The organism is Duganella rivi (assembly GCF_009857435.1).
GTDB classification, from domain to species: domain Bacteria; phylum Pseudomonadota; class Gammaproteobacteria; order Burkholderiales; family Burkholderiaceae_D; genus Rugamonas; species Rugamonas rivi.
Genome location: NZ_WWCK01000006.1, coordinates 77,239 through 95,293, shown reverse-complemented (window position 1 = coordinate 95,293; position 18,055 = coordinate 77,239). Strand labels below are relative to the sequence as shown.

Below are 18,055 nucleotides of genomic sequence, written 5' to 3'. Positions count from 1 at the left end.
TTTTGCAATCTGCACGAAGCGGCAACGGATATTCAGATGTAACGTAAAGTAACAGTATAAAAAGAAGCTCTTGGGCGGCTGGCCCACAACAACGTTGGAGAGAATATGGAACGACGTGATTTCCTCAATATCAGCAGTCTGGCTCTGGGCACGATGCTGCTGCCCTCATTCGGCCGCGCCATCGCGGCGGAAGAATTACTCAAGCCAGTCGACGTGAAATTCAAAAAGGCCTTGGCCGACACCGCGATGTCTGCCGCCACCCAGGCCGGTGCGTCGTACTGCGACGTGCGCATCGGCCGCTATCTGAATCAATTCCTCACCACGCGCGATCTGAACGTCGAGAACGTGGTCAACACCGAATCGGCCGGCGTCGGCGTGCGCGTGATTGCCGGCGGTGCCTACGGCTTTGCCGCCACCAACGACATGACCCCTGACGGCGTGGCCGGCGCGGCGCGTCAGGCGGTGGCCATCGCCAAGGCCAACGCCAAGCTGCAAACCGAGCCGCTGATCCTGGCGCCGGTCAAAGGCGTGGGCGAAGTATCGTGGGCCACGCCGATCACCAAGGACTGGCGCACCGTCGCCATCAAGGACAAGGCGGAGCTGCTGATCGCCGCCAACAAGGCCGGCATGGAAGGCGGCGCAAGCTTCATGCAGTCCTTGCTGTTCCAGGTAAACCAGCAGAAGTACTTCGCTTCCACCGACGGTTCCTACATCGATCAAGACATCCATCGTTTGTGGATGCCGTTCTTCGCCACCGCCGTCGATCAGAAAGAAAACAAGTTCCGCACCCGCCAAGGCTTGTCGGCGCCGGTCGGCATGGGCTACGAATATCTGGATGCGCGGCCAGAACACAAGCTGCAAGCAGCAGGCGGCGTCACCACGCTGTACACCAAATCGTATGACCTGATCGAAGATGCGCGCCTGGCCGGCAAGCAGGCCAAGGCCAAGCTGAAAGCCAAGTCGGTTGAACCGGGCAAGTACGATCTGGTGCTGACCCCTGAACACCTGTGGCTGACCATCCACGAATCCGTCGGCCACCCGACCGAGCTGGATCGCGTGCTGGGCTACGAGGCTAACTACGCCGGCACCAGCTTTGCCACGCTCGATAAATGGCAGACCAAGACCTTCAAGTACGGTTCGGAACTGGTCAACATCGTCGCCGATAAAACCACTCCGGGTTCGCTCGGCGCGGTCGGCTACGACGACGAAGGCGTCAAGTGCAAGAACTGGGACATCATCAAGGACGGCATTCTGGTCAACTACCAGGCCACCCGCGACCAGGCCCACATCATCGGCGAAAAAGAATCGCACGGCTGCTCGTATGCGGACAACTGGGCCAACGTGCAGTTCCAGCGCATGCCTAACGTGTCGCTCAAGGCGGGCAAGAAGCGCATGACGCCTGATGAAATGATCAAGGACGTCAAGAAGGGCATTTACATCGTCGGCGACGGCTCGTTCTCGATCGACCAGCAGCGCTACAACTTCCAGTTCGGCGGCCAGCTGTTCTACGAAATCAAGAACGGCAAGATCGGCCAGCAGCTGGAAGACGTGGCTTACCAGTCCAACACGCAGGAATTCTGGAATGCCTGCGTCGGCATTTGCGACGAGCGCGATTGGCGCATGGGCGGTTCCTTCTTCGACGGCAAAGGCCAGCCGCCGCAAGTATCCATCGTGTCGCACGGCGCATCGACCACGCGCTTCAACGGCATCAACGTTATCAACACCGCCCGCAAAATCGGCTAAGCCCCGGAGAGAGATAAGATGAAATTCCTGAGTCAAGAAGAGACCAAGCGTATCAGCGATAAAGTGCTGAAGCTGACCAAGGCCGATCAGTGCGAAGTGTCGATCAACGGTTCGCGCAAGGGCAATATCCGCTACGCGCGCAACGCCGTGTCGACCGCCGGTTTGATTGAAGATACGCAGCTGGTGGTGTCCGTCGCTTTCGGCAAAAAGCAGGGCACGGCCACCGTCAATGAGTTCGACGACAAGTCGCTGGAAAAAGCTGTGCGCCGCGCCGAAGACCTGGCCCGCCTCGCGCCGGAAAATCCAGAGTTCATGCCGACGCCGACCAAGCAAGAATACAAGGCCTCCGAAACCTTCTTCAAGAAGACCGCCGATATCGACCCTGAATTCCGCGCGCAAGTAGCGGCTTACAGCATCGAGAACTCGCGCAAGAACAAGCTGGTGGCAGCAGGCTTCTTCACCGACGGCACCTCGTTCACTTCCATCGCCAACTCCAACGGCGTGTTCGGCTACCAGCAGGACACCGGCCTGGATTTCACGCTGACCGTGCGTACTGAAGATGGCCGCGGTTCGGGCTGGGTCAAGCGCAGCGTGGGCGATGCGAGCAAGTTCGATGCGCGCGCCGCTTCCGATATCGCTATCGAGAAGGCACTGCGTTCGGTGGACGCCAAGGCGCTGGAGCCTGGCCGCTACACCGTGATCCTGGAGCCGGCTGCTACCTCCGACGTGCTGGCGTATATGTTCAACGCCTTCGATGCGCGTTCGGCCGATGAAGGCCGCAGCTTCCTTGCCAAGAAAGGCGGCGGCAATCGTCTGGGCGAGAAGCTGTTCGATGAGCAGGTCAACGTCTGGACTGACCCTTGGGATAAAGATGTCGCCGTGCTGCCGTTCGACGCGCAAAGCATGCTGGCGCGCGAGCGTCAGGACATCATCAAGAACGGCAAGATCGCCTCGCTGAACTACTCGCAATACTGGGCCAAGAAAAATGGCCAGCGCGCAGTCGGCACGCCGGGCAACATCATCATGGCCGGCACCAACAAGTCGACCGAGGAGCTGATCGCCAATACCAAGAAGGGCATTCTGGTCACCCGTACCTGGTACATCCGCATGGTCGATCCGCAATCTGTGCTGCTGACTGGCTTGACCCGCGACGGCACCTTCTACATCGAGAATGGCAAGATCAAGCACCCGATCAAGAACTTCCGCTTCAACGAAAGCCCTGTGACGATGCTGAACAACATCGACGAAATCGGCAAGCCGGAAATTCTGTCGGGCGACGAGTCGCAGTTCCAGTTGCTGATCCCGGCCATGAAGGTACGCGATTTCAACTTCACTTCCCTGTCGGACGCGGTGTAATCATGGAACGCCGTTCATTCTTGAAACTGAGCGCTGCCACCGGCGGCGTTCTGCTGGTGCCGGTTTTCGGCAATGCCATCGCTGCTGAAGAACTGCTCAACCCTATGGCTGTGCAGTTTAAAAAGTCGTTAGCCGACGCCGCCATGAATGCGGCGACCAAGGCCGGTGCCACGTATTGCGACGTGCGCATCGGCCGCTATCTGAATCAGTTCATCACCACGCGCGATCTGAACGTGGATAACATCGTCAACACCGAGTCCTCCGGTGTCGGCGTGCGTGTGATCGCCAACGGCGCATACGGCTTCTGCGCAACCAACGTCATGACGCTGGACGCGGTGGCCGACGCCGCGCGCCAGGCGGTGGCGATCGCCAAGGCCAACTCCATGCTGCAAACCGAGCCTGTGGTGCTGGCGCCGGTGAAAGGCGTGGGCGAAGTGGCCTGGGCTACGCCGTTCAAAAAAGACTGGCGCACCGTGCCGATCGCGGAAAAGGCAGAGATGCTGCTGACCGCAAACAAGGCCGGCATGGACGCCGGTGCTAACTTCATGCGCTCGATGCTGTTCCAGGTGAATCAGCAGAAGTACTTTGCGTCTACCGATGGCTCTTACATCGATCAGGATATTCATCGTCTGTGGTCGCCGTTCACCGCGACTGCGGTCGATAAAGCCAGCGGCAAGTTCCGCACGCGTGACGGCTTGTCGTCGCCATCCAGCATGGGCTATGAATTCTTCGACTGCAAACCGGAGAACCGCATCAAGGCCGCAGGCGGCGTCACCACGCTGTACAAGGGCGCTTACGATTTGATCGAAGATGCACGTGCAGCGGGCCGCCAGGCGCGCGACAAGCTGACTGCGAAAACGGTCGAACCGGGCAAGTACGATTTGGTGCTGTCGCCGGAACACCTGTTCTTGACCATCCACGAATCGGTCGGCCACGCCACCGAGCTGGATCGCGTGCTGGGCTACGAGGCTAACTACGCCGGCACCAGCTTCGCCACGCTGGACAAGTGGAAGACCAAGAACTTCAAGTATGGCTCGGATCTCGTCAACATCGTCGCCGACAAGACCACGCCGGCCTCGCTGGGCCTCGTGGCTTACGACGATGAAGGTGTCGCCTCCAAGCGCTGGGACTTGATCCGCAACGGTATTCTGGTGAACTACCAGGCCACGCGCGATCAAGCCGCTATCATCGGCGAAAAAGAATCGCATGGCTGCTCGTATGCGGATAGCTGGAGCAGCGTGCAGTTCCAGCGCATGCCTAACGTGTCGCTGGAGGCGGGCAAGAAGAAGCTGACGCCGGACGAGATGGTCAAGGACATCAAGAAGGGCATCTACATCCTGGGCCGTGGTTCGTATTCGATCGACCAGCAGCGCTACAACTTCCAGTTCGGCGGCCAGCTGTACTTCGAAATCAAGAACGGCAAAATCGTCAACCAGCTGGAAGACGTGGCCTATCAATCGAACACGCAAGAGTTCTGGAACTCCTGCACGGCGCTGTGCGATGAGCGCGATTGGCGCCTGGGCGGCTCCTTCTTCGACGGTAAAGGCCAGCCTAGCCAGGTCAGCGCCGTGTCGCACGGTTCGCCGACCACGCGCTTCAACGGCATCAACGTGATCAACACCGCCCGCAAGATTGGATAATCCATGAAGATGCTGACACAGGACGAAGCAAAACGGATATGCGACAAGGTGCTATCGCTGTCCAAGGCTGACGAATGCCGCGTGCAGATCAACGGCAGCCGTAACGGTAACATCCGCTATGCGCGCAATGCAGTATCGACGGCGGGCCTGACCGAAAACACGCAGCTGACCGTCAGCGTGGCCTTCGGTAAAAAGCAGGGCACCGCCACCATCAATGAGTTTGATGACAAGTCGCTGGAAAAAGTTGTGCGCCGCGCGGAAGACGTGGCGCGCCTCGCACCGGAGAATCCGGAGTTCCAGCCGGCGATCAAGAAGCAGGAATACAAGGCGTCGGCGACCTTCAGCGAAGCGACTGCCGCCATCGATCCTGAGTATCGCGCGGAAGTAGCCTCTATCAGCATTAACTCGGCGCGCAAGCAGGGCTTGGTCGCTGCTGGCTTCTTCAGTGATACCACCGGTTTTGAGACGGTGGCTAATTCGAATGGCGTGTTTGGCTACCAGACCTTGAGTAATCTGGGCTTCACGGTGACGACGCGTACCGAGGATGGCCGTGGTTCCGGCTGGGTGACGCGCTCCGCCAACGATGCACGCAAATTCGATGCGCGCGAAGCGTCGGAAATCGCGATTGAGAAAGCGGTGAAATCGGTCGAGGCCAAAGCGCTTGAGCCGGGCCGATACACGGTGATCCTCGAGCCGGCGGCAACCTCGGAAATCATCGGCCGCATGTTCGGCGCTTTCGACGCGCGCCAAGCGGATGAAGGCCGCAGCTTCCTTGCGAAGAAGGGCGGCGGCAATCGCCTCGGCGAGAAGCTGTTCGATGAGCAGGTCAATATCTGGGCCGATCCATGGAACCCTGAAGTGCCGGTGCTGCCTTGGGATAACCAGGCCATGCTGGCGCGCGAACGCGCGGACGTGATCAAGGGTGGCAAGATCGCTTCGCTGGACTACACGCGCTACTGGGCCGAGAAACAGGGCCAGCGCGCGGTGGGCCGTCACGGCAATATGATCATGGCGGGCGGCGGCAAGTCGACCGAGGAGCTGATCGCGTCGACCAAGAAGGGCATTCTCGTTACGCGTACCTGGTACATCCGCATGGTCGATCCGCAATCGCTGCTGCTGACCGGCTTGACGCGCGACGGCACCTTCTACATCGAGAACGGCAAGATCAAGCATCCGATCAAGAACTTCCGCTTCAATGAAAGCCCGGTGACGATGCTGAACAACATCGATGAACTGGGCAAACCGGTGGTGATCGGCGGCGACGAGGTGCGTTATCAGATGCTGATTCCGCCGATGAAGGTGCGCGACTTTAACTTCACGTCCTTGTCGGACGCGGTATAAGGGCTGCTGTGGCCTCCTACGATTTTTACTTCACGCGCCTGACTTACGAGTCGGGCGATTGGGACGTGGATGTGCGCATGCCCAGCAACGTGCTTAACTCGCTGGTCGAGTACACGACCTTGCGGGTTGATCCCGTTGAACGCATCGTCGCGCTGTCCGATCCCAAGATGCTGGAAGCGCCGTTCTGCTATTTCGCCGGCCACAAGCTGGTGCAGTTTACGGCGGCCGAGCGCAAGAACCTTGAGCGCTATATCAAAGGCGGCGGCTTCCTGTTCGTGGACGACTGCAATCACGACGTCGACGGGCTGTTTGCGAAATCGTTCGAGGCTGAAATCGGCCGCATCTTCGGGCCGAAGGCGCTGCACAAAATCCCCAACAATCATCCGATTTATTCGAGCTTCTTCAAGTTTGAGGATGGGCCGCCGAATACCTCGGTCGAGTTGAACGGCTGGGGCGACGACTTGGTGCACGACTATTTGAAGGCGGTTGAAGTAGGTGGCCGCGTGCGGCTTTTGTACAGCAACAAGGACTACGGCTGCGAGTGGGACTACGACTTCCGCAACAAGCGTTTTCTCGCGGTCGACAATACCCGCTTTGCGGTCAATATCATTCAATATGCGTTGGGAGCGTAGTTATTATGGCTGATGGTGCAATCGCCTGGAGCGAACAAGAAATCGGCGAGCTGACCGCCAAGGTGAAGGCGCTTAAGGCCAGTATGGGCCGCGTGATTATCGGCCAGGAGAATGTGATCGATTCGCTGATCATCTGCCTGCTGGCCGGCGGCCATGCGCTGGTTGAGGGCGTGCCGGGGCTGGGCAAGACGCTGCTGGTGAAGTCCCTATCGCAAGCGACGGAGCTGGACTTCCATCGCGTACAGTTCACGCCTGACCTGATGCCGTCTGATATCGTGGGTACGGAGATTCTGGAAGAGGATCATGCGACGCGCAAGCGCGAGTTCCGTTTCCAGCAAGGGCCGGTGTTCACGCAAGTACTGCTGGCCGACGAGATTAACCGTGCGCCGCCGAAGACGCAGTCCGCTCTATTGGAAGCGATGCAGGAACGCTCGGTGACGTTTGCAGGCCAGACGCATAAGCTGCCCAAGCCTTTCTTTGTCTTGGCGACGCAGAATCCGATCGAGCAGGCGGGCACTTATCCGCTGCCGGAGGCGCAGCTGGATCGCTTCCTGTTGCGTATTGACGTGGTGTATCCGACCGAGGAAGAAGAGATCAAGATGGTCTCCGCTACCACGCACGCGGGATTGAAAGACGCCGAGCCAGTCATGGACGTGGCGACCTTGCTGCGCTTGCAGCAGTTGGTGCGCGATATTGAGATTGGCGATCACCTGGTGGCTTACGCAACGCGCTTAGTGCGCGCTACGCGTCCGGCGTTGACGACGGTGCCTGCTGTGACCAAGCATATCGGCTGGGGCGCGGGGCCGCGTGCCGGTCAAGCGCTGGTGCTGGCCTCCAAGGCGCGCGCGCTAATGCAGGGCCGCCTTGCCGTCACGCGCGAAGATATCGGCGAGATGCTGCTGCCGGTATTGGCGCACCGCGTGCTGCGCAACTTCGAAGCGGAAGCCGACGGCATCGCCATCGCCGACATCCTGCAAGCCCTGCGCGAGCATATCCGCCCTGACTGATGCAAGCTGCTGCCACTACCGCCATGATGGCCCAGACCAAGGATCTTGATCTGGTGATTCGCCACGTGCTGGCGGGCCTTGGCCACGGCATTCACGCAGGCCGCGAACGCGGCGCCGGTGTCGAGTTCTCCGAGTACCGCGCCTACGCGCCCGGCGATGAATGGCGACGCGTGGACTGGAAGCTGCTGGCCCGCGCCGACCGCTATTTTGTGCGCGAAGCGGAGCGCGACAGCCACGTCGCAGTCTGGCTCTGCTTGGACGCCACCGCCTCCATGTCTGAGCCTAGCCGCGAAATCAACGGCATTGATAAGCTGTGGTTTGCGCGCACCGCGCTGGCCTGCGTGGCCGCCATCGCCCAGCGCCAAGGCGACGCCTTCGGCCTGCTGGTCTGCACCGACGGCAAAGTGGAATTCACGCCAGCCTCGCGCGGCCCACGCCAATTGCAGCGCGTGCTGGCGGCACTGTCCAAGGCCGAACCGCGCGGCCAACTGCCGTCCGCGGACACGCTGCGCGCCAGCCTGCACTTCGCGCGAGCACCGAGCATGATCTTCGCTGCCAGCGATTTCCTCGACTGGCCTTCGCCGCTGAGCGAGGCCTTGCTCCGCTTGCGCAACATGCGCCATGACGTGCGCCTGCTTACCCTGCGCACGCAGGCCGAAGTCGATGCGAGTTTCAAATCCGGCGCCGGCTACCGCGACCCAGAGCAGGCGGATGGTCTGCATCGCATGAGCAACGCCGACCGCGAATCGTATAAGCAGCAAAGCCGCGTACACTTTGATGGTGTGGCAGGCAGCTGCCGTCAGAATAATATCGTTCACTACGAGGCACGCATCGAGCAGCCATTGAGTGGTGTGTTGCGCAACTGGTTGCAGCTTGCGGGAGCGCGGGCTAAATGATGTTGAGTTCTTATCCTTTGTGGTGGCTGGCGTTGCCGGTGCTGTTGCTGCCGGTGTGGTGGCATCGTCAAAAGCGCCAGCGCGTGAAAGCCGAATCGCTGGCGACGGCGCGCTTCCTGCCGTCTGCACCACCGGAGCAACTGCGTGTTTGGCAGTGGCGCGATAAGGTGCTGCTGCTGGTGCGCTGCCTGATGCTGGTGGCACTGATTGCATGGCTGGCCGCGACCATCTTCCCTTGGCGCGGCGATACCGTGCTGGTAGATTCCGGCGTGGACAAAGCGTGGGCAGAAAAAGAAATCGCCGCTGCAGGTTTCAGCTCCGCCGCGCGCATGGAGATGCCGGCGGATGGCTTGCAATGGCTTCGTCAAAACGAACGCGATTGGCGCGCCGACGCGCGACTGCTAGTCGTCGCCCGCGCCGACCAAATCGCTATGCCGGCCCGCATCCCCCAATTCAACCACCAACTAACCCTGCGCACGCGCGCGACACCGTTGCCCGCCGCCGCATCGACGAGTGCCGCGCAGCAGTCGTCCGTCGCGCCGGCCGAGCAGCACATCGCGCTGGCGGCAGCGCCATCGCGCGCCGCAGCATGGCGCTCACTGTTTGCCGCCTTCGACAGCGCGGGCAACGCCGCCATCCGCCACATCCTCGCTGCCGAGCAAAGCGCCAAGACCACGCTGATCGTGTGGGACACACTGAGCGCTGCGCCGCCGGCTAACTGGCGCGCCGCAAACTGGTGGATCGCCATCGCCCCGTCGCCGTCCTCGACTTCGTCGCAGGTTGCTTTCCCCGAGCTGGCTAATGCTGCTACGCTGAGGATCAATGGCATCACGCTGAGGTATGCGGATTCTCCGCGTGGCCGCTTGTGGACTTCGGACGCCTTCCCGCCTCGCGATGCCGACACGGCCCGCGCGCTGTACGAAGCATGGCGCCTGCTGGACGCCGCACCTGCGCCGGCCTACGCCACACCATCGCAAAACTTTGCCGCCGCCCGCAGCGCGCTGCCCGCCCTCGCGGCCGCCAAGCCTGCTGCGTGGCTCGCTCTTGCCCTGCTAGCCCTCTTCATGATTGAACGGATACTTGCCCATGCCCGGCGCCACTGACCACCTGCGCCGCAGCCTCTGGATCGCCATCCTGCGCCGCCGCGCCCCGCAATGGCTGCTCACGCTTGCACCGCTAGCACTAGCGGCCTATTTGCTGTCGTCCATCGCTATCATCGCAGCCATCGCTGTCTGCATCATCTGGATCTTTGTAGACGCCGTGCGCTGGCACCGCCGCATCGCCGTCCAATGGCCATCATGGCTGAACGCCGCCATCCCGCAACTGGAGGACAGCAGCACCCTGCTAGCCGAAGAGGCTCAAACGCCGATCGCCAAGCTACAGCAACAGCGCCTGCAAGCCCGCCTGGCCGCCGTTCTCACCGATGCCGACTACCAAGCCATCGCCCGCGCGCGCTCCAGGATCGCCATCCTGCCGCTCGCCCTTAGCCTGCTGGCCGCTGGCAGCGTCGCCGCATGGCAGGGCAAACAAACCGCCGCCACCGCGCCTCAGCATGCCGCCCAAACCAATAAACCCATCGTCGACGGCGAAGTCCACCTGCGCGTCACGCCACCGGCCTACACCGGCGTGAAGCCGTTCGAAACCGGCGCCCGCGACATCCAAATCCCGCAATACTCCGAAGTCCGCTGGTGTATCAATAACCCGCGCGGCGCGCAGCAAGCCGTCGAATTGGGCGACGGCCAAACCTTCAGCATCGACAAGGACTGCGCCAAACTCCGCGTTGAAGACTCACTGTTCTGGCGCGTCCGTGGCGCCAGCACCACCCGCTACAACATCCGCGTGACACCAGACCAGGCACCGCAAGTCACCATCATCGAACCAACCGAATTAATCCACGTCCTCGCCAAAGACACCAAAGCCGTCCAACTCTCCGTCAGCGCCAAGGACGATTACGCCATTGTCCGCGCCAGCATGCACATGACTCTTGCGCGCGGCAGCGGCGAAAACATCCGCTTCAGCGACAAGGAAGTCCCACTGCCGCAATCGACGGACCCGAAATCACGCACGTGGAAAAAACAATGGACGCTGGCGGAACTCGGCATGGAACCTGGCGATGAACTTTACTTCTTCGTCCGCGCCACCGACAACGCTCCAAGCCCGCACACCGCGCAATCGCCAACCTACACCCTGCGCCTGCCCGGCCCAGATGCAGAAAGCCTGGATTCCACCGCGCTGCCTGCAATGACCAAGCCGGAAAACCTGCGCAGCCAACGCCAAATCATCATCGACACCGAACAACTGGTCGCCGATCTGAAGGCCCATCCCGACATGCCGCCAGCCACGCTGCGCAACCGCAGCGAAATCATCGCCTCCGATCAAGCCAAGCTGCGCCTGCGCTACGGCCAATTCCTCGGCGAAGAATCCAGCTTGTTCGGCGACGAAGAACACGAGCACGAAGAACACCACGGCGGCGGCAACGAACGTCCCGGCAGCGAAATCTCGGTGATGAAAGCCTTCGGCCACGCCCACGACCAAGAAGACAACGCCACCATCTTCGACCCGCAAACCAAGGCTGTCCTCAAGCGCGCGCTGGCCGCGATGTGGGACGCAGAAAAATCCCTGCGCGCCATCTCGCCCAAGACAGCGCTGCCACCGGAATACAAAGCATTGGACGCAATCAAAGAACTGCAAGCCGCAGAACGCGTCTACCTGCATCGCACCGCTTTCGTGCCGCCGGCGCTGAAGGAAGAGAAGCGCATGACCGGCGACATCGTCGGCGCCATGAGCTACAAGCGCGAACAAGGCGCGGCCAGCGACACCGTGCCTGTCGAAGTGCGCGAACTGGTACAAGCCCTGTCGCAAGACGGCGTACTGCCGGCGCTGTGGAGCAAGGCAGCACGCGACACCATCACCGCGCGCATCAGCGATCAAGAACAGAAGCTCAGCGCCCAGCGCGCAGTGCAGGATGTGCAGGACGGCTGCGTCCCATGCCGCGCCGAATTGCGCGCCTGGCTGCGCGGTACCCTGACCGATGCGCCGGTGCTGCTGCAAGCGCGTCCATCGGCGGATACGCCTTTCCGCCGTGCGTGGAATGGCAAGGAGCAGGCGAAATGATGATCTCTACCGATTTGGCGACGCTGGCGCCACCGCTGGCCGCGCTGGCTACTGGCGTGGTAAGTGCGGCGTTATATGGCCGCAAGAAGCAATGGACGAACGTAGCGCTTGCCGGCGTGGCTGGCGTCGCGCTGGCGACGGCGCTTGCTGATATCCGCTTGCCTGCCGCTGCCGCCAGCGCCGCACCGCTGGCTGTCAGCACCGAGGCGGGCCGCATCGCTGATGCCGACCGCCTGGCGATTCCCGCTGCAGCCGCTATCGCACTGGCCGGCGACGGTGTGCGCGAAGCTGAGTGGCGCGATCTGCCTGCGCGTCCGCTGCAATGGAAGCCCGCCGCTGCGGACTTGCTATGGCTGGACTTCCCTCGCTCGCTTTCTCTCGGCCGCATCTTCACTCTGTCCGTGCGCCGTTCGGCGGCGCAGGCAGGATGGCGCTTGCAGCTGCTGGCTGAGAACAAGCAGGTACTCGCCGATTCCGGGCCATCGTCTGCGGCACAGTTGTCGGTGCAGTGGCTGCCGCCGGTTGCAGAGACCATGGTGCTGCAAGCGCGCCTGCTGGATGCGGGCGGCAAGACCATCGCGCAGGGGCCGATTCCGTTGCAGGTAAAAGAACCGGTGCCTTTGCAGATACTGGGCCGCTTTGATGCGCCGTCATTTGATGCGCGTACCTTGAATCAGTTGCTGTCTGACGGCAGCGCGATCCTGGACTGGAATGTCGCGCTGGGCAAGGCGATCACGCGCAATGAAACGCCGCGCGCGCCGTTGGCGGCGCCGAATGCGATGTTTGTCGATGCAGCGTACGTGGAACATCTGAGTCCATCAGCGCGTGCTGCGTTGTTGGCGCAGACGGGGCAGGGCGTACCGCTGGTTATCCTTGGCGCGAATGCTGCGGACACTGGCGTTTGGCAGCGCGACTTTGGTTTGGCTTTGCATCAGCAGTCGCCAACTACGGAGAAGGAAGATGTGCGGCAGTTTGGCGCGTCCTTGTCTATGCCGCCGGCGAATTTGAATCCGTCTGATAACGCAGCCGAGCCGTGGTCGGTACTGGCGCGCGACGCGAAGAAGCAGCCTTGGATGTGGCAGCGTAGCGTTGGACAGGGGCGCGTGGTGTGGATCGGCGTGGCGGATTGGCATAAGCATGCGATTAGTGAGCCGCAGTTGTTGACGCTGTGGTGGCAGTCGGCCATGGATCGTATTGCGCTGGATAGCGCACAGAAGACGGTTTGGCAGATGAACGATCCGATGCCCGTGCCGGGATTGCGCAGCGAGGTATGCGCGCAGGGCGCAAAGGCTGGAACGGTGCTGGCGGCGGATGGTTACGCACCGATGGCGCTTGCCGCGCGCGCGGACAAGGCGGATGGCGTGTGCGCGGCATTCTGGCCGCAGAAGGCGGGATGGCTGAAGCTCAGCGCCGAAGGTATGGCGGAGCAGGGCGTGGCGTACATCTATGCAGCGAACGATTGGCCCGCGTGGCAGCGCGCACTGCGCAGCGATGCGACGGCGCAGTATGCCGCCCGTTCAGCCGCTGCTCGCGTGGCTGGCGCCGAGGCGGAGCGCCCGTTGCCGGTCGCTCCGTTTGCAGGCCTGTTTGCGCTTTGTATGCTGGGGCTTTGGTATCGCGAGCAGCGCTACTTGGCGGCCCAATCGAGCACGTAGGCAGGAGCGGGCAGGCTGCACGCCGGATCCTGCTGCGGCGCTAGCGGCGTGCGCGCCCACGGTAGTACGCCTGCCCATACCGGCCAGTTCATGTCCTCTTCATCGTCATTCGGCCCGCCGGTGCGCATTTTGCACGCCGCCTCGGCCAGTGAAATGCGCAGCACGGTGGTGGCTGCGTATTCCTTGTCCGAGCCGGGGCGGATTTCTGCCTGGCGGCCGGGCGCTACTTTTTTCATGAATGCTTCCATCGCGTGACGCGCGGCGTCGCCCTCCACCACTTCAAACGTTCCGTAGACCATGGCCGAGCGGTAGTTCATCGAGTGATTGAACGCCGACCGCGCCAGCACCAGTCCATCCAGGTGCGTGATGGTCACGCAGCACTCGCTCTCGATCAAATGCTTGACCATGCGGCTGCCGTTGGAGCCGTGGATGTATAGGTGATCGCCTTCGCGCCAGCAGGCAGTTGGAATACAGTGCGCGCCCTTGCCGTCGCTGAAGGCGATGTGGCACAGGTAGGCGTCATCGATGATGGCGTGCAGGGTGGCGCTGTCGTAGTGCGCGTTGCTGGCGACGCGGCGGACGCGGGTGCGGTCGGTTGGTGCCTGGTTCATGGTTTCCTTTCGTAAAATGACAATATAATGAGATGCTGGCTCTAGAAATAGATCCAGAGATTGCTAATTTTGTGGAGCCACGAATGGACTTTAATCTGCTGGTCAACGGCTATGCGGCGGAGCATGGGCATCGCAATTGGCCGCGTCAGCGCTTGCTGCACGAGTGCCTGCGTGCGGCCATCAGGAGCGGCACGCTGGCAGCAGGGACAAGGCTCGCTGCCTCGCGCGCGTTGGCCGAAGAGTTGGGCGTGGCGCGCAATACGGTGCTGTATGCGTACGAACAGCTAGCCAGCGAGGGCTTCGTAACAACCGACCGGCGTGGCACGGTGGTGGCCAGCGTGGGGCCAGAACCGGCGCGGGATCATGCGCGGGCCGGGCGCGGTGGCCGGAGCCGGGGGGACGCGGCGGCAGTGCCGCAACTTGGCCTCTCGCAGCGCATGCGTGACTTGCGGCCGGTGCCGGGACCGGCCGATCGCATGGGGGCTTTCGTGCCGGGCGTGCCGGCGCTGGAGCAATTCCCGATGGCGCTGTGGCGGCGCTTGCTGGAACGCGCCCTGCGCAGCATGACGGTGGTACAGCTCAACTACGGCGACACCGCCGGCGAACCGCTGCTGCGCGCCGCCATTGCCGATCACCTGCGCGCCTCGCGCGGCGTGGTGTGCGAAGCCGCACAAGTGTTCATTACCGACGGCACGCAGAACAGCCTTGATCTCTGCATGCGCGCCTTGGCCGACGAAGGCGACACCATCTGGATCGAAAATCCCGGCTACGGTGGCGCCATGGCCGCCGCACGGGGCGCAGGGCTCGCAGTACAAGGCATCGACGTGGACGACGACGGCATGGCTCCAACCGCGCAGGATTGGCTACTGCGGCCACCACGCCTGATCTATACCACGCCATCGCACCAATACCCGGTGGGCAGCGTGTTAAGCCTGCGCCGCCGTCTCGCCCTCATCGAAGCCGCGCGCACTGCTGGCGCCCTAATCATTGAAGACGACTACGACAGCGAATTCCGCCACGACGGCGCACCGCTGCACGCCATGCAAGGCCTGGCGCCGGATGCGCCGGTGGTCTACCTCGGCACCTTCAGCAAAACCATGTTTCCCTCGCTGCGCATCGGCTTCGTGGTGGTGCCGGCCGCGCTGGCCGAACCGTTCGCACAGATGCGCGCGCAATCAGCGCCACGCGGCCGCGTAGCCGAACAACTGGCGCTGGCCGAGTTCCTGCGCAGCGGCCAATTCCTTGTTCACCTGCGCCGTATGCGCAGACTGTATCGCCAGCGGCGCGATGCGCTAGTGGCGGCATTGGAAAAACATTTGGGATCAGTAGCGACAGTACACGGCGGCTCGGCCGGCATGCACCTATCGCTGCGCTTCAACGACGCGCGTATCGACGACGTGGCCATCGTGACGCAAGCGCAGGAACACGGCATCGCCGTCAATGCACTCAGCACGCACGACACGCAAGGCGATTCGGGATGGAAGGGATTGATGCTCGGCTACGCACAAGTGCCAGCCGAGCAAATGGAAGGACTCATCAAACAGTTGGCGGCGATCATTCACCTTGCGGCCTACGCCGCCAACCGTTCAATTAAAACGCCGTATCAGCACGCACGTACATCGAGCGGCCGTTCACGCCGATAGGGCAGGTTTCCCAGCAGCGGGTGAAGCCCAGTTTCGGGAAGTCGCCGCCGTTGGTCCACTTGTTCGGCAACTGGTTGAACGCGTTGTTCACGCCCACGCTCAGGAAGGTGCGCTTGCTGAAGCCATAACGCACGGTTGCATCTACCAGCCAGCGAGCATCCCACTTTTGCAGTGGGCTGAAGTTCTCGGCATAGACCTCGCCGAAGTAGTTGGCGCGGGTGTTGAAGTTCCATGCGCCGGCCGAGTAGTCAGCAGCGACCACGTGGTGCTTGCGCGGCTGGCCGCGTTCGATCAGGGTCACTTGCGACTGGTCGAACAGCTTGGCACCGCTCAGCACCGACGAAGTCGAGTGGCGCTTGGTCACTTCGGTTTTGTTGAAGCCCAGTTGGGCCGACAGCACCAGTTTCGACGCATCGAACTTGGTGGTGTGTTCCGCCACGATATCCAGGCCGCGAGTGCGGGTGTCGACCGCATTGGTGAAGAACTGCGCCTGGCCTACGCCCAGCGGCTTCAGGATGTTGGCGATCGGGCCGCCGCCGGCTTCCGGTGCGATCTCGCTCGAGAACACGATGCGGTCCTTGATCTTGATCTGGTAGGCGTCGGCGGTCAGCGATACATTCGATGCAGGGCGCAACACGATACCGCCGCTGATGCTGGTCGAGGTTTCTTCCTTCAGCGGCTTGATGCCGAAGGCCTGCGTGACAGCGCTGCCTTGGCGCGCGGTCAGGGTCTCGGTCAGTACGCCGTTATTCAGGTTGGTCGACACGGAGCTGTAGAACTCCTGCTGCACGCTCGGCGCGCGGAAGCCGGACGATGCGCTGGCGCGGAAGCCTACTTCCTTCGACGGATCGAAGCGGGCGCTCAGCTTACCGGTGACGGTGTCGCCGAAGTCCGAGTATTTTTCGTAGCGCACCGCGCCGCCCAGGGTCAGCTCTTTGACTGGTTTGGTTTCAGCATCGAGGAACAGGGCGATGTTGTGACGTCCCGAATCCACTGCGGTGCCAGGCGTGTAGCCTGGGAAGCCCTGGGTACCGGCAGCAGCGGTCGCGCCGCTCGGGGTCTTGATGATGATGGCCGGGTTGTTGGTGCGGCCATACTGGTAGGAGACCGGATCGCCGGCGACGATCTGGTAGTTATCCTGGCGGTACTCAAAGCCGGTGGCCAGCGATACCACGGTGTCGCCAAATTTGACCGGGCCCTTGACGTCGGCGTTGAAGGTCAGCTGGTTGAATTTCAGCGTGCCGGTGTCGGCTTCGCGCGCCGATTCGGCGTAGATGCCGCCGCCCGGTTTAGGCTCGTACCAGTACGAGACGTTCAGGGTATTGGATTCATGGAAGGCCAGTTCGCTGGCGCCGTAGTTGATGCTGAAATCCGCTTTCCAGTCGCCTACCAGGTCGCGGCGATAGCCGAAGGCGAACGAAGCATCCTTGATGTCGGTGCTGATCGCAGGCAGGAAGCCGTTCGGATACACGGCCGGCACGGTGCGGTCGTCGCCGGCCGAGCGGAAGAAGCCGAACGAATCGCTCTTGCGTTGCGAGACGCCGCCGAAGGCATAGAACTCGCTGTGGGCGTCGATCGGCAGTGCGCCGTTCCACCACAGGTAGGCATCCTTGGTGTTGCTGTCGCCGATGTGCTGGGTAACGCGCGGTGGATTGGTGCGCAGCGAGTCCGGGCCGGCGCGGTTGGTTTCGTCGCGCTTGCGCCATTCGGCGGTCAGGTTGACGTAGCCGCCTTGTTCGCCCAGTGCGAAGCCGCGATTGACGCTGGCCGAGTAGTTGTCGCCGTCGCCTTCCGAGGTTGTGCCGTATTGGCCGCTCAGCGCAGTCTCGCCGATGTTCGATTTGAGGACGATGTTGATCACGCCTGCGATCGCGTCCGAGCCGTATTGGGCCGCGGCGCCGTCGCGCAGGACTTCAATGTGGTGTATCGCCGCCAGTGGAATGGCGTTGATGTCGGTACCGGCCGAACCGCGGCCAATGGTTTGCTGCACGTTGACCAGCGCCTGCTGGTGGCGGCGCTTACCGTTGATCAGCACCAGCACCTGGTCAGGGCCGAGCGAGCGCAGGGTGGCAGGACGGATCGAGTCGGTGCCGTCGCTGATGAAGGTGGTGGAGAAGTTGAACGACGGATCCAGCGTTTGCAGCAGCTTGCCCAGTTCCAGCGGGCCGGCCGTTTGCAGGTCTTTCTGGCTAATCAGGCCGACCGGCGACGAGGTGTCGAGTGCAGTCTTGGCGACCGAGCGCGAACCGAGAACCACGACGGTTTGTTCATCGGCCTTGGCGCTGCTGTCGGTAGACGATTGCGCGAAGGCGCTTTGCGCAGCCAACAGCAGGATAGCGCTGGCCAGCAAGGTGCGTTTGAATTGAGGTGCTCTTTGCATTGTGTTTTCTCTCTTGGTATTTGAAGACGGCCAGCGG

General features: G+C 62.1%; 13 protein-coding genes. 11 read left to right on the top strand and 2 right to left on the bottom strand.

Annotated features, from left to right (window positions below):
- The first annotated feature begins 105 nt into the window (after positions 1 to 105).
- The 10 genes from GTP45_RS19980 to GTP45_RS19935 are packed head-to-tail and all read left to right on the top strand — an operon-like array spanning position 106 to position 13,384.
- Entirely contained in the window at positions 106 to 1,743 is a 1,638-nt protein-coding gene (locus tag GTP45_RS19980) for a TldD/PmbA family protein (RefSeq protein WP_161015632.1), read from the top strand.
- An 18-nt stretch (positions 1,744 to 1,761) separates the two neighbouring features.
- The gene (locus tag GTP45_RS19975) at positions 1,762 to 3,099 is read left to right on the top strand and encodes a TldD/PmbA family protein (protein ID WP_161015631.1); all 1,338 of its coding nucleotides are present in this window, start codon (positions 1,762 to 1,764) and stop codon (positions 3,097 to 3,099) included.
- A gap of 2 nt (positions 3,100 to 3,101) precedes the next feature.
- Positions 3,102 to 4,739 carry a TldD/PmbA family protein gene (locus GTP45_RS19970; RefSeq protein ID WP_161015630.1) on the top strand — a complete coding sequence of 546 codons (1,638 nt, stop codon included), beginning with the start codon at positions 3,102 to 3,104 and terminating at the stop codon, positions 4,737 to 4,739.
- 3 nt (positions 4,740 to 4,742) lie between these two features.
- A complete protein-coding gene (locus GTP45_RS19965) occupies positions 4,743 to 6,080 on the top strand; it encodes a TldD/PmbA family protein (RefSeq protein ID WP_161015629.1) in 1,338 nt (445 codons plus the stop codon).
- A gap of 8 nt (positions 6,081 to 6,088) precedes the next feature.
- Positions 6,089 to 6,712, top strand: a complete 624-nt coding sequence (locus tag GTP45_RS19960; protein ID WP_161015628.1) for a DUF4159 domain-containing protein — start codon at positions 6,089 to 6,091, stop codon at positions 6,710 to 6,712.
- Between the two features lie 5 nt (positions 6,713 to 6,717).
- Positions 6,718 to 7,719 carry an AAA family ATPase gene (locus GTP45_RS19955; protein WP_161015627.1) on the top strand — a complete coding sequence of 334 codons (1,002 nt, stop codon included), beginning with the start codon at positions 6,718 to 6,720 and terminating at the stop codon, positions 7,717 to 7,719.
- Positions 7,719 to 8,615, top strand: coding sequence for a DUF58 domain-containing protein (locus GTP45_RS19950; protein WP_229258557.1), 897 nt, complete (start codon positions 7,719 to 7,721; stop codon positions 8,613 to 8,615). The genes GTP45_RS19955 and GTP45_RS19950 overlap by 1 nt, the downstream gene beginning before the upstream one ends.
- Positions 8,612 to 9,718 (top strand): BatA domain-containing protein, encoded by a 1,107-nt coding sequence (locus GTP45_RS19945; protein WP_229258556.1) that lies wholly within the window; start codon positions 8,612 to 8,614, stop codon positions 9,716 to 9,718. Before GTP45_RS19950 ends, GTP45_RS19945 begins: the two co-directional genes overlap by 4 nt.
- The gene (locus GTP45_RS19940; protein ID WP_161015626.1) at positions 9,702 to 11,729 is read left to right on the top strand and encodes a DUF4175 family protein; all 2,028 of its coding nucleotides are present in this window, start codon (positions 9,702 to 9,704) and stop codon (positions 11,727 to 11,729) included. The genes GTP45_RS19945 and GTP45_RS19940 overlap by 17 nt, the downstream gene beginning before the upstream one ends.
- Positions 11,726 to 13,384, top strand: coding sequence for a hypothetical protein (locus GTP45_RS19935; RefSeq protein ID WP_229258555.1), 1,659 nt, complete (start codon positions 11,726 to 11,728; stop codon positions 13,382 to 13,384). The genes GTP45_RS19940 and GTP45_RS19935 overlap by 4 nt, the downstream gene beginning before the upstream one ends.
- Here the strand turns inward: GTP45_RS19935 and GTP45_RS19930 are convergent.
- A complete protein-coding gene (locus tag GTP45_RS19930; protein ID WP_161015625.1) occupies positions 13,357 to 13,995 on the bottom strand; it encodes a pyridoxamine 5'-phosphate oxidase family protein in 639 nt (212 codons plus the stop codon). The genes GTP45_RS19935 and GTP45_RS19930 overlap by 28 nt on opposite strands.
- An 83-nt stretch (positions 13,996 to 14,078) precedes the next feature.
- On the opposite strand from GTP45_RS19930, the gene pdxR reads away from it, so the two are divergent.
- Entirely contained in the window at positions 14,079 to 15,638 is a 1,560-nt protein-coding gene (gene pdxR / locus GTP45_RS19925) for a MocR-like pyridoxine biosynthesis transcription factor PdxR (RefSeq protein ID WP_161015624.1), read from the top strand.
- On the opposite strand, the gene GTP45_RS19920 is transcribed toward pdxR, so the two are convergent.
- A complete protein-coding gene (locus GTP45_RS19920; RefSeq protein WP_161015623.1) occupies positions 15,586 to 18,018 on the bottom strand; it encodes a TonB-dependent receptor plug domain-containing protein in 2,433 nt (810 codons plus the stop codon). The genes pdxR and GTP45_RS19920 overlap by 53 nt on opposite strands.
- Positions 18,019 to 18,055 lie beyond the last annotated feature (37 nt).